Source organism: Vibrio sp. Isolate32 (assembly GCF_022397955.1).
GTDB lineage: Bacteria > Pseudomonadota > Gammaproteobacteria > Enterobacterales > Vibrionaceae > Vibrio.
Genome location: NZ_JAKEUQ010000035.1, coordinates 20,504 through 32,706 on the forward strand (window position 1 = coordinate 20,504; position 12,203 = coordinate 32,706).

Consider the following 12,203-nt stretch of genomic DNA (forward strand, 5'->3'; position numbering starts at 1 on the left):
ATAAATTTACGTAACTGACGATAATTTAGCTAATTTATGCCACTTATATTGGATATTCACAAAATAAATACCACAAAAACTGTGTTATCCCGTCACACCACTTTCGATTTCATTGGCGACACTTTTGATCAAGCGACGCATCCACTGGTGGTCTGGATTGGTTTGTAACAATGGGCTCCACGCCATCTTCACCTCAAAGGGCTCAATCGCAAATGGCGCAGGTTTGATCAATAACCTTGGATTATTGCGCTGCAGTTGCGCCGCTTTGGTTGGAATGGTCAGGATCAGATTCTTCTGTTGCGCGAAGAGAATCGCCGACAAATAGTGTCGAGTAAACACCGTGATGTTACGGGTTTTACCAATGCGCATTAATGCTTCATCTATCCACCCCAACTTTTGTGCTTCACTTGGGTTGATCCCCACTCCGGTTCCCATCCCCGTCTTACTTACCCAGATATGTTGCGCCTTTAAATAAGACAAAATATCAAAGTTATCGGCTATTGGATTATCACAGCTAAATAGGCAAGAGAACCCATCATGCCAAAGGCTCATCTGGTGAAAGGACTGTGGAATGTCATCGAAACGGTTGATGATTATATCAACCGTGCCTTGCTCTACATCCTGATAGCTCACATCACTTGGCGTCATGATATCCAGTCGTATTTTCGGCGCTATCTCACTCAGTTTTTTCAATAGCGGCTGAATAATGGTCGACTCAGCATAGTCACTCGCCATGATACGAAACACGCGCTCACTGTCTTCTGCATTAAACTCTGTGGTCGGCTGCAGTGTCTTTTCTACATTCGCCAAAATGTTGCGGATCAGAGGTTGCAACTTTTGTGCGCGCTCGGTCGGCACCATCCCTTCACTGGTTCTCACCAATAGCGGATCTTCAAATAGATCACGCAGTCGGCGCAGTCCATTACTCATGGCTGGTTGAGTTATTCCTAATTGATTTGCCGCTCGTGTAACGTTTCTTTCACGTAGCAACATGTCTAAATACACAAGCAAATTAAGGTCTATACGAGCAATATTCATAAGAAAAATACCGAATATAATAACTATAAATTAACAAAATTATCACATGCGTGGTTATTCTTTGTCCATAGCAAAGTTTTAATCCAAGCCAATTTGGCAACCATACCCCACGTGAAACTAAGGAATAGTTATGTCGCAAATTACACAAGATATCGAAATGATAGAAGTTGCAAAAAGCGCTGCAGGTGCTCCATGGGATGCAATCAATACTGAATCTGCTGCTCGTATGCGAGCTCAAAACAAATTCAAAACAGGTCTAGATATCGCGCAATACACGGCAGATATCATGCGTGCGGATATGGAGGCTTACGATAAAGACAGCTCTCAATACACTCAGTCTTTAGGTTGCTGGCATGGTTTTATCGGCCAACAAAAGCTGATTTCTATTAAGAAGCACTTTGATGGCAAGACAGATCGCCGCTACCTATACCTTTCGGGTTGGATGGTTGCTGCACTTCGCTCTGACTTTGGTCCACTTCCAGACCAGTCAATGCATGAGAAAACATCGGTTGCAGGTCTAGTAGAAGAACTATACACATTCCTGCGCCAAGCTGATGCACGTGAACTGGGTGGTTTGTTCCGTGAACTGGATGCTGCTCGTGAAGCAGGCGACGTTAACCAACAAGACCTTATCCAAGACAAAATCGACAATCACGTTACACACGTAGTGCCAATCATTGCCGATATCGATGCAGGTTTCGGTAACGCAGAAGCGACTTACCTAATGGCTAAGCAGATGATTGAAGCGGGTGCTTGTTGTCTACAAATCGAAAACCAAGTAGCCGATGAGAAACAATGTGGTCACCAAGACGGCAAAGTAACGGTTCCACACGCCGACTTCCACGCGAAACTTCGCGCACTTCGTTACGCATTCCTTGAGCTAGGCATCGATAACGGCATCATTGTTGCTCGTACCGATTCACAAGGTGCTGGTCTGACAAAAGAAATCGCTGTTGTAAAAGAGCCAGGCGACCAAGGTGACATCTACAACTCATATTTAGATGTTGAAGAGATCGATGTAGCTGACATGAAGCAAGGCGACGTTTGCTTCAACCGCGAAGGTAAGCTAGTACGTCCTAAGCGTCTACCTTCAGGCTTGTACCAATTCCGTCAAGGCACTGGTGAAGACCGTTGTGTGTTTGACTGTATCGAAGCTATCAACGCTGGTGCCGACCTACTTTGGATTGAAACCGAAAAGCCTCACATCGGCCAAATCAAAGAGATGATGGATGGCGTTCGTGAAGTTCACCCTAACGCGAAACTGGTATACAACAACTCTCCATCGTTCAACTGGACACTAAACTTCCGTCAACAAGCATACGATGCGATGGTTGAAGCTGGTGAAAACGTATCTGCATACGACCGTGCTAACCTAATGAGTGCGGAATACGATGAGTCTGAACTTTCTAAGCGTGCTGACGACAAGATCCGTACGTTCCAAGCAGATGCATCTCGTGAAGCAGGTATCTTCCACCACTTGATTACTCTACCTACGTACCACACTGCGGCACTGTCTACTGACAACCTTGCGAAAGAGTACTTCGGCGATCAAGGCATGTTGGGTTACGTTGCAAATGTTCAACGTAAAGAAATCCGCCAAGGTATCGCGTGTGTTAAACACCAAAACATGTCTGGTTCAGATATGGGTGATGACCACAAAGAGTACTTTGCTGGTGAGAACGCACTAAAAGCAGCAGGTGAAGCAAATACATCGAACCAATTTGATTAATCGCTAACGCTTTTGATTAGCCGCAAAAACTAAAGCCTCCCCCGCCCTTCTCTCTTACTTAGGTAAGATCCGGGGGAAGGCTTTGAGATAAAGCTTGTACTGCCGGCTTTATCTCAAAGTCTCAGATTTGTGCCCTAACCCACGGCCAAGTGAGAAACTTCGGTTTAAGCTAACTGTATTCATGTTTTATGAGATTCCTGTTTGTTGAAATTTCTTTTGATTGAGAGCGCCTATGACTTCAATACCTAAACACCTACAAGATGCAAAAACACTGCTATCAGAGAATGGTTTCGCAACAGGTGATACTTGGTATCACGGAACCTCTTCAGCATTAATCGCTTCCATTAAAGGCCAAGGGCTAAAACGCTCGGGCGATAAAGCACTCAACCAGGCTGCCATAAAAACCATGGCAACCATTGGCAATAACTACACCGAGTCTGTAGAGCCGGTCTTCCTAACTCAGAGCAAAGAGCTTGCGTATTACTGGGCACAACAAACCGTAAGAGAGCGCAGCGTTCGTTTCGAAGGAGAGGAACAGCCTGTTGTCTTAGAGGTGAATTTATCTGACAAGCAACGCGCTAAAGTAAGACCAGACGTTGGCGCAATGAGCTTGCTAATGATGAGTGTAGGCGAACAGTTCATGGTTCACCTCGCTAAGGTTTACCAAGAGAACGACATTGCAGGCCCAGATATCGATCTTCGTACCGCAGACCGCATGGATTACCTGAACAAACTGGGTATGGCATACATCGATGAAGACATCAGCCGAGCTTGCGTTGTGGAGTTATCCGAAAGCGAAGTATCAAAACCTGAATTATCCGAGGCGTAATGAAGCGTTACGAGCTTACGATAAGCACTAATCAGAATAAAAATGGCTCCCAATCGGGAGCCATTTTTGTGTGGGATATTATGTTCGATATCTAATTGAGGCTATTGACACAAGCGGCCTTGCTGCGCGGCCTGAACCATTTCGATATCGCCTTGTAGAGAGCGGTATACGATCGTATTCCACACTTCACCATTATCCATTTCAAACTCAATCGCGTAATTCAAACCAGCCACAACTTGAGTTCGAACGCTCAAAATCTGTTTAAGCTTTGCAGACGTGTTCATTTGACTAAGCACGGCGTCTAACGCTTGCTCAGCTTGTGGTGTGACTTCACTTTTCGACCAACCACCTGTTAGGTTTTTAGTACTACAGATCGGATTCGTATTCTCTTGTGATTGAGTCATCACTTCACCATTCTGACTGCATCCAGTCAGAGCAACCACGCCAACTAAAGTCGCTACTCCAAGTAGTGATGTTAATCGTGCTTTCTTCATAAATCCTCACTAAATAAATCATTCAGTTTTAACAAGTGACCACACCGTTATCTCGGTGTTTCATATGCTTACAAGCTTAAACCGCTAATGTCATCACTTCATCAGAGATTATGGTGTAACTACTCTATAAACACAGAAAACTGTCAGAAAAACAAAGCCGAGTGTTCATACTCGGCTTGTTATTTCACCTATTCGAGATTTGTGCCTTAATGAAAATAGACCAACATCTCGACATCATCACCTTGCTGCTCTGCACTTAACAAGAAATGTAAGTACCCTTCCTCAGTCACTGGTATTTGTAGATACTCATTGCTGCCACGATAATCCGACGCATAGTCATGCTGCCCAGCGGTTGGCCAATATGCACGGCTCGCAAACAGATCAACATTCCCTTGCTCTGTTGAACCAATGTTTTGATCGGTTAACCATACGCGAACCTCTCTTACCCCCTCTGGAACATAAACGGCAGCGTAACGTTGTTGATGAACCGTAAACAGGCGAGCGTTACCAGATTCTAATACCACAGGCGTTAGGTCATCTTGCTCTGGAATTGGTGGAGCAGGTTGCTCTGTTTCTAACGATGCAAGCAGCTTAACCCCGTGGAATTCAGTTCGTCCCGTAACACTCATGTAGTAACGACCAGGCTTAATATATCCCGTTGCCTCTGGCTCAAATGTCACCACCTCATTACTGCCACTGCCATATTGACTGAACTCAAAATCATAGTAATGCGCAGTGCGGTTATAACTCACGTAGAGATCTGCATCCCCCTGATTTTGTCCTTCAATTGATACCTCAAAATAGGTGGTGTGCTCAGGCACGTCGACGTAGAACAGCTGCTCACTGTATGCGTCACCGCTCAACACCACACTTTGGTTAGCGACAAGAACCTTGATTTGATCGCTTGGTTCTGTCGGATCCGTGGGTTCTCCGGGTTCCGGTTTATCTTCAGTCGTTACCGTATCTAACCAACGCTCAAACTCACCGTCGTACTGCTGACCAAGCACTTTAACCTGCTTTGCCCAGTCAGCGAACTGACCAGAACGAGACAGTGCCAGTAAGCTTTGTACTTCATTAGGATGCTCTTCTAGCATAAAGCGGGTCGCTAAATACCCCCATCGGTAAATACGATTCGAATCATGAGAGTAAGTGGTCGCAAACACATCCGATAGGCGCATCTTACCATTATCAATTAAGCGAATTGCGGCATCGTAGCCTTGCTTGTAGTGCATATATTCAGCGAAACCTTCTAACCACCAGACTACATAACCATGAGCTAAGTTATCATTAAATGAACCATGTAGATTGAAGCGTGCATCTAGGTAATGCGTATATTCATGTTCAAAATTCAGAATAGAGAGCTCATCACCATTGTTATAACGATAAGCCACAAAACGCGCGACATTATCCAAGTCGGCCGGATTGCCCTCTAAATACTGACCACCGTTATCTGTCGTATTGCCAAACAGGAATGAAGAGTAGTCAACATAGCTGCCTTTGCTACCAAATACCGCGATCTCAACATTATGATTGTTGTCGTCAGCCACTGGTTGCTGCCCAGTATTGGCCACTCGATGGAAGTCTGCCTCTTTTGCCGCCAATACATCACATGCCTTTGCAGCTTGTGACTCGGTTAAATTTTGAGAGCGAAGAATAGCAGGACCTTGGCACTCGTAGCGGTTAGGCAATATACGTCGAGCAACGTCGCGTTTCGCCTGTTCAAGATCGAGTGCGTTCAAACCCTCTGGTGCAAAGTATCCCAGCATTTCTACTGCCGCTAGCCACAGTTTGTCGTGCTCACTACCCAATGGATTTTGCGCCATCACATCTTGCATCACTTGTAACGCTTTATCTTTGGTCGCTTTATCTGGGCTTGCTAGCAATCTCCCAGTCTCGCGCACCGCGTTGTAAACCAGAAAACTTGCATCTGTTTCCAAAGCCCATCGATTGTCACGAGCAAATGCCGCTAGTGTATCTATATGTTGGGTGTTGTTTGCTAGGTAATCGTAGAAATCATCTCGCGCGGCATGGCCAGCCATCGCTCTAAATAGGTTATTAAGCCCATCGACCCACTGTATGTCTTGCGCCGTTTCACGGTTGAAGTGGCTAAGTGCCGCAAGTTGTGCATCCATAGTGAGTGAGAGTTGCTTAACGTTGTCGACCATTAATGTCAGGCTCTTCAGCGCACCAACTTGTTCTCGCCCTTGGTTTAGCGAATGGGGATTAGCAAGAAATGCATTGGTTGAGTGTGCAAATCGCTCGCTTAATTCTTCAGAGAAGTCCTCCGCCTGGGCGTTATAACGAACGTAATAAGCTGCACGAACAAATTCACCTAAGTTTTCAAGTTTGCGTGCTTGCTCAGCTTCGCCTCGGTAACGGCCGATCTCTAAGTTAAGTAGCTTACTGATTTGGTTCAGACTAGCTTCGCTGTAGATATTGGCTAACGAATTCTTTGATGCTGAGAACCAAGAGCTATAACAACTGTTGTCGGCTAGTGAAACCGCATGAGCGAGATCAGATGACAACTTAAGCTCAGGCACCTCACACTGATTTTCAGCAAAAGAGAAAGTAGATGCACTAGAAAGTAAGAAAGCTAGTGCCAAACGGTGACGTGGAAATAAACGAGTATGAAGCATAATTATATTTGTTAGTTGTATGTGTGGCTCGCTGTTATATTCCCTACAATTATAAAGATGAATTTGGTTGCGTATTAATTATGAGATTGCTTCAAAAAATAGATATTTGGCATCAGTTTATAAAACCAAAGGTTTATGCTCGCTAGCTGCATCAGGGCGACCGCATGAGCGCCTAGTTTTCACAACTTGTCTATCCAACATCTCACACGCCCAGAAAACATCATTCGTCATCCGTTTGAACAAATACTCTTAACCTTGAGATTATCCGCTTTAAATTATGTCGTCTTAAGTATATTGTTATTAGCAAGTAACAAGCATGTTATACAATAAAATAATAATGAAGGAAGAAACATGAGCAGTAACAATAGCCAACAAGATGGTAAACGAGACGTTACTCTGCGTTTTTTAGCTGAACCCGGGGATGTGAACTTTGGTGGTAAAGTTCATGGTGGCGCAGCAATGAAATGGATCGATTTAGCGGCCTATGCTTGCTCTGCAGGATGGAGTGGTAAATATTGCATTACGGCCTACGCTGGCGGTATTCGATTTGTTGCCCCAATCCATGTAGGCAACTTGGTAGAGGTAAGTGCGAAAGTTATCTATACCGGTTCGTCTTCTATGCATATTGCTATCGATGTACAAGCGAGCGATCCTAAAGAGTTGAACAACCGTCTAACCACTCACTGTATCGTTATTATGGTTGCGGTTGATGAAAATGGTAACCCGACTAAAGTCCCTGAGTGGGTACCAGAAACTCCAGAAGACATCGAATTAAGAGACTCTGCGATTCGCCTAATGAACATGCGAAAACAGATCGGTAAAGAGATGGAAGCGCACGTGAAGTATCTGAAATAAAGTCAATCATTAGGCATCGTTTAATACCTAGCCTTTTCAGCCCCCAAACTGTTTCAATGCCAAGCACGCGCTTGGCATTCGTTTATCTAACCCTACCTTCCTATCTAACATGCCCCAAACTGCCTGGTATTTCGTGTAATATACACTTTGGGACGAAGTGTAGTATTGCATTTATCCATCGTACCGTCTCCAAAGGCATTCATCCACGGTTAAACCCGTGATATTCTGTACCCGAATAATAAAAAAGCAGAAACGTTTAGTTTCTGCTTTCGATTGATTTACGCTACTTCATCTCGATTAAGCGCTTACCGTTGATACCAAGCAGTTATCCTCACCAAACTCATTAGGGATATAACGATCGGCATTAGTATCGTTTACCCATTGCTGATCATCAACAAGGTAGCGGAATTGAAACTCGCCATCTTTAGGCAGGCGAGTTTTAAACTTATATACTTTCCCTTTCGCCAACTTTTTCATTGGCGTAGCTTTCCAATCAAGGAAATCAGCAACGATAGACACAGAATTCGCTTCTTGAGCTTCTAGCTCAAAAGTCACTTCAACTTCATCTTTCGTTTTAAAAAAACGTTTATTAATCATTAGCAAGCTCCATTTGTAAAGTAAGCAGACACAAGGCTATGAGTGTCTAAATTTCATTCATCTACCTAAGATAATATGTAATTTGGCTCACATAAACAACAGCTCCTTACACTAACAAAAACGTTATTGCTTGCCAATTGATTGCGTATCAAAAGAAAAGCTCATTAACACCTTTTCAAAAGGCGCTTCTGCAAATGATTGTTCCGCAGAATGCTGAGTAAAGCCGATAAAACCTTCCCCGCTTTGTTTGCCTTTTGATTGAGTGCCCTCCTGTTTAGCGACCTCTAAGGTTTGGATCTGAACACGATCACCGAGGAAGAGTTGATCCACCAGCACCACACGGCTGCGCTGTTGGTCATGCTTAAACAAGCCTAGATAATAAAAGACACCGCTGCCTTGGTTAGACACCCACATTGGCGCGACATAAAAATGAGTTTCTCCCAATTTGGCAGCAAACAGTTTTTGAGTATCAACGGTTATCACTCCCCGCTCTACCCCCGAGTCGTAACGTCCAGAAGCCAGCGATTGCGGCTCATCTACTTCATTAATAAAAGCGTAAGCATTCGTTTCAGGTACTTTGATTGTCCAAGGGTTGGTTGTCTTCAAATCAAACACAGTTTCAACAACCGAGTCATAACTCACTTGAGAAGAAGGGAACTTCGCCAAGATCTCTTCATCACTTAAATTGAAGCGATATACACCCGCTACCACTACGACAACCAACATGACAATTGGAATCAGTAAGATCAGGGGAATCGGTAAGATTTTCTTTTTCATGCACAATTTTATTCTTTTGTTTTCATCCTGTTGTGCAGACCATAAAGGGCTTTAGTATAATTATCAATACAGGCTAACCAGAACTGGAGCACGGATGGCTATCAATTATAGTAAAGATAAAAATATCAGAAGTTGCGAATGTCGCTGTGGTGCAGTCAATCTAGTGTGTAGAGGAGAACCTCAACGAACCTCAGTCTGTCACTGCTATGAATGTCAGAAACGAACCGGCAGTGTGTTTGGTGTGCAAGCTCGATTTCTAACCGAACAAGTCATGCTCAGCGGAGAAGTGACCTCTTTCTCTCGCATCAGTGATATGGGTAATGAAGTCACCTATCAGTTTTGCCCTAAGTGTGGCACCACCATGCTTTTGCAGTCGGTTGCCGCCGCCGGTTTTTATATCGTCCCGCTCGGGTTATTTAAAGAGCAAGACTTCCCACTGCCGAGCTTTTCGGTTTACGAAGAACGCAAACACGGTTGGGTTAAGTTCGACCACCAAATGAGCCGTTACAGCTAGTTCGTCATTGAACGTTATCTTTGTATAGCAACACTATTAAAACAAACTGCAATACTGTTGCCTAAGATCAAATATCAAAACCGCACAGCGCTAGCGTATCTTTTCGCTAGCGTTATAATCTTGCTCCTGCATTTAACCCAGGGTGAACCAAATGATTTCTAAGTTACCTCGCTGGGTTGAATACGGCGCTTTACTGTTAGCAGGCCTAGCTGGCAGCGTTAATGCCATCGGCTTACTCGGCTTCCAGCACCAAGCTATCTCCCACATATCCGGCACCATGTCTTTGTTGGGCAGTAGCTTACTAACCCCCACTAGTACTTCCATACACCTGCTATTAGTCATCATAAGTTTTATGTCGGGCGCTGCTTTCAGTGGATTCTTTATTGAAAACCAAGCTCTGAAATTGGGGCGCCGATACGGTGTTGCGCTATGTATTGAGGGCGGATTGCTATTTTTGGCGCTATGGGCACTACTGGAAGGTTATACTTCAGGTCAATACTTCGCTTCAGCCGCCTGTGGCTTGCAGAATGCAATGATCACCACTTACAGCGGTGCGATTATTCGTACCACGCACATGAGTGGCATCATTACCGATCTTGGGATCATGATTGGCGCTCGCCTCAAAGGCACACCGTTTGACCGTCGAAAAGCCAAACTGCTGATGTTCATTGTCGTTGGCTTTCTGTTTGGCGGCTTAAGTGGCGCTTGTCTGTTCCAACGCTTCGAAATCTTGGCATTGGCTTTTCCTGCCTCTTTTGCCTTCATTATTGCATTTAGCTACTGGTTATACTTAACCTATCGGACTGAAGCCCCAATCGATTTATAAACATCTGGCAATATACTCTCAATATACGTAACATCTGCAACACTTTACTCTAAACTTTTAAAGAGTTATAGAATAACCAGTATGAATACTTAGCGATATTTGATGAATAGTATTGCAAGCGATATTAATACTGGGTAATCTTGCATCCAATAAGAAAATACGGATGTTTAATGAATAAAAATGCCACGGATATGGCTTTTTTACGTGTAAAAATTCGAGAACAATAACATGTCTAACAACACGAACACTGCCGCAACAGAGAAATCTAAAAGCAGTTTCTGGGTTTTCTTTATCCCATCATTGATTGGTTTATTTCTTTTCATGGCGCCAATTAGCTATGAAGGTGATCTAACCATCCCTGTTGCTATCTTAGCCAAGTCAATTCAAGCGGTTTTCGGTGAATCTCTCGTTGCTATTATCACTGCGATCGTCGCTTTCATGTCTGTCGCTTCAGTTTTATGCACCATTTTCAAGCCTACATTCATCACATCGAATTCATTCTTAAACGGTCTTTTCACCCCTTCTCCGCTGTGGTTGTTGGTTCGTTTGATTGGCGGTGCCGCAGCGTTCATGACGTTCTTCCAAGTAGGCCCTGAGTTCATTTGGGAAGAGAACACCGGTGGCTTAGTTCTAGAAGGTCTGCTTCCTACACTATTCTCAGTGTTCATTTTTGCAGGTCTGTTACTGCCTCTTCTACTTAACTTTGGTTTGTTAGAGCTATTCGGCACACTACTAAGCAAAGTAATGCGCCCTATCTTCAACCTACCTGGTCGCAGTGCTATCGACTGTATGGCTTCTTGGTTAGGTGATGGCAGCGTTGGTATCCTACTTACAAGCAAACAGTACGAAAAGAAGTTCTACACTCAGCGTGAAGCTGCGGTTGTAGGTACGACTTTCTCAGCAGTATCTATCACGTTCAGCCTTGTGGTTATTGCGCAAGTAGAACTGGAGCACCTGTTCTTACCTTTCTACGCCGCAATATGTCTAGCGGGTATTGTGGCGGCTGTAATCATCCCTCGTCTGCCACCTTTAAGCATGAAGAAAGACACTTTCATTGATGGCACCAAGCCAGAGAAAGACGCAGATGCAATCCCAGCAGATCACTCAACGTTCTCATGGGGTCTTGAGCTAGCGGTAAACAAAGCATCACAAGTTAAATCCGTTAAGTCTGTATTTAGCGAAGGCGTTCGTAACGCAGTCGACATGGTATTCGGTGTGCTACCTGTAGTTATGGGTCTTGGTACGATGGCGTTGGTGATTGCAGAATACACCTCAGTATTCTCATTTCTAGGCCAGCCTTTCATTCCGTTCCTTGAGCTACTAGGCGTGCCTGAAGCGGTTGCAGCATCTGAAACCATCGTGGTTGGTTTTGCAGACATGTTCATTCCTGCGATCCTTGCAGCGTCTATAGATAACGAAATGACTCGCTTTGTGATTGCAGCGATGTCGGTAACTCAGTTGATTTACATGTCTGAAGTCGGTGCTCTACTTCTAGGTAGTAAGATTCCTGTAAATATCGCAGAACTGTTTATTATCTTTATTCTGCGTACGTTAATTACTCTTCCTGTTATTGCTGGCGTCGCTCATCTAATATTCTAAATTAGATACTACTTATATAACCAAGTAAGCCACTCGAATTATAAAGCCTCACTTTTGTGGGGCTTTTTATTGGTTCATCGCGGATTAGCGGGAACTAAAAACAAAAAAAAACGGTAGTAAGTGATAGGGTTTAGTCGCCAAACAAAAATCATACACAAACTACCGTTTCCATGCCGAATCATACTTTCCTATCTTCATTCTGGGAAGGCTTTAAAATAGTAAAGTCTCACCAGACAGCATCACTTATTACCCTGACTCTTAAACCTAACTCTGAGGCGAAATGCCCTTGTGGTCTTGAGGCCGAGGCTA

Annotated in this window: 11 protein-coding genes; 6 read left to right on the plus strand and 5 right to left on the minus strand. The window is 44.1% G+C overall.

Features of this window, described 5'->3' with window-relative positions:
- Positions 1–84: 84 nt before the first annotated feature.
- Positions 85–1,038 carry a LysR family transcriptional regulator gene (locus tag L1D11_RS19735; RefSeq protein WP_239833851.1) on the minus strand — a complete coding sequence of 318 codons (954 nt, stop codon included), beginning with the start codon at positions 1,036–1,038 and terminating at the stop codon, positions 85–87.
- 130 nt (positions 1,039–1,168) lie between these two features.
- Here L1D11_RS19735 and L1D11_RS19740 point away from each other — a divergent pair, with 130 nt between their 5' ends.
- Both L1D11_RS19740 and L1D11_RS19745 read left to right on the plus strand, forming a co-directional pair.
- Positions 1,169–2,767 carry an isocitrate lyase gene (locus L1D11_RS19740; RefSeq protein ID WP_239833852.1) on the plus strand — a complete coding sequence of 533 codons (1,599 nt, stop codon included), beginning with the start codon at positions 1,169–1,171 and terminating at the stop codon, positions 2,765–2,767.
- Between the two features lie 220 nt (positions 2,768–2,987).
- A complete protein-coding gene (locus L1D11_RS19745; RefSeq protein ID WP_239833853.1) occupies positions 2,988–3,596 on the plus strand; it encodes a hypothetical protein in 609 nt (202 codons plus the stop codon).
- Positions 3,597–3,697: 101 nt separating this feature from the next.
- Here L1D11_RS19745 and L1D11_RS19750 read toward each other — a convergent pair whose 3' ends face one another.
- Together L1D11_RS19750 and L1D11_RS19755 are read right to left on the minus strand one after the other, a co-directional pair.
- Positions 3,698–4,090: a cystatin domain-containing protein gene (locus L1D11_RS19750; RefSeq protein WP_239833854.1), complete on the minus strand. Its 393-nt coding sequence runs from the start codon at positions 4,088–4,090 to the stop codon at positions 3,698–3,700.
- Positions 4,091–4,296: 206 nt separating this feature from the next.
- Positions 4,297–6,726: a M9 family metallopeptidase gene (locus L1D11_RS19755; protein ID WP_239833855.1), complete on the minus strand. Its 2,430-nt coding sequence runs from the start codon at positions 6,724–6,726 to the stop codon at positions 4,297–4,299.
- A 351-nt stretch (positions 6,727–7,077) separates the two neighbouring features.
- On the opposite strand from L1D11_RS19755, the gene L1D11_RS19760 reads away from it, so the two are divergent.
- Positions 7,078–7,581: an acyl-CoA thioesterase gene (locus L1D11_RS19760; RefSeq protein ID WP_239833856.1), complete on the plus strand. Its 504-nt coding sequence runs from the start codon at positions 7,078–7,080 to the stop codon at positions 7,579–7,581.
- Positions 7,582–7,878: 297 nt separating this feature from the next.
- Here the strand turns inward: L1D11_RS19760 and L1D11_RS19765 are convergent, their stop codons facing one another.
- Positions 7,879–8,178, minus strand: coding sequence for an isoamylase early set domain-containing protein (locus L1D11_RS19765; protein ID WP_239833857.1), 300 nt, complete (start codon positions 8,176–8,178; stop codon positions 7,879–7,881).
- Positions 8,179–8,301: 123 nt separating this feature from the next.
- Complete coding sequence (locus L1D11_RS19770; protein WP_239833858.1) at positions 8,302–8,955, minus strand: hypothetical protein; 654 nt, start codon at positions 8,953–8,955, stop codon at positions 8,302–8,304.
- Between the two features lie 94 nt (positions 8,956–9,049).
- On the opposite strand from L1D11_RS19770, the gene L1D11_RS19775 reads away from it, so the two are divergent.
- From L1D11_RS19775 to L1D11_RS19785, 3 genes are all read left to right on the plus strand, one after another.
- Positions 9,050–9,469 carry a GFA family protein gene (locus L1D11_RS19775; protein WP_239833859.1) on the plus strand — a complete coding sequence of 140 codons (420 nt, stop codon included), beginning with the start codon at positions 9,050–9,052 and terminating at the stop codon, positions 9,467–9,469.
- A 151-nt stretch (positions 9,470–9,620) separates the two neighbouring features.
- On the plus strand, positions 9,621–10,295 hold the full coding sequence (locus L1D11_RS19780; protein WP_239833860.1) for a YoaK family protein: 675 nt from the start codon (positions 9,621–9,623) through the stop codon (positions 10,293–10,295).
- Between the two features lie 228 nt (positions 10,296–10,523).
- A complete protein-coding gene (locus L1D11_RS19785) occupies positions 10,524–11,894 on the plus strand; it encodes a YjiH family protein (protein WP_239833861.1) in 1,371 nt (456 codons plus the stop codon).
- Positions 11,895–12,203 lie beyond the last annotated feature (309 nt).

What these genes read in the sequence shown, in the direction of transcription:
- L1D11_RS19735 (WP_239833851.1), bottom strand. Translation starts at nt 1,038, where the DNA reads ATGAATATTGCTCGTATAGACCTTAATTTGCTTGTGTATTTAGACATG.
- L1D11_RS19740 (WP_239833852.1), top strand. Translation starts at nt 1,169, where the DNA reads ATGTCGCAAATTACACAAGATATCGAAATGATAGAAGTTGCAAAAAGC.
- L1D11_RS19750 (WP_239833854.1), bottom strand. Translation starts at nt 4,090, where the DNA reads ATGAAGAAAGCACGATTAACATCACTACTTGGAGTAGCGACTTTAGTT.
- L1D11_RS19755 (WP_239833855.1), bottom strand. Translation starts at nt 6,726, where the DNA reads ATGCTTCATACTCGTTTATTTCCACGTCACCGTTTGGCACTAGCTTTC.
- L1D11_RS19760 (WP_239833856.1), top strand. Translation starts at nt 7,078, where the DNA reads ATGAGCAGTAACAATAGCCAACAAGATGGTAAACGAGACGTTACTCTG.
- L1D11_RS19765 (WP_239833857.1), bottom strand. Translation starts at nt 8,178, where the DNA reads ATGATTAATAAACGTTTTTTTAAAACGAAAGATGAAGTTGAAGTGACT.
- L1D11_RS19770 (WP_239833858.1), bottom strand. Translation starts at nt 8,955, where the DNA reads ATGAAAAAGAAAATCTTACCGATTCCCCTGATCTTACTGATTCCAATT.
- L1D11_RS19775 (WP_239833859.1), top strand. Translation starts at nt 9,050, where the DNA reads ATGGCTATCAATTATAGTAAAGATAAAAATATCAGAAGTTGCGAATGT.
- L1D11_RS19780 (WP_239833860.1), top strand. Translation starts at nt 9,621, where the DNA reads ATGATTTCTAAGTTACCTCGCTGGGTTGAATACGGCGCTTTACTGTTA.
- L1D11_RS19785 (WP_239833861.1), top strand. Translation starts at nt 10,524, where the DNA reads ATGTCTAACAACACGAACACTGCCGCAACAGAGAAATCTAAAAGCAGT.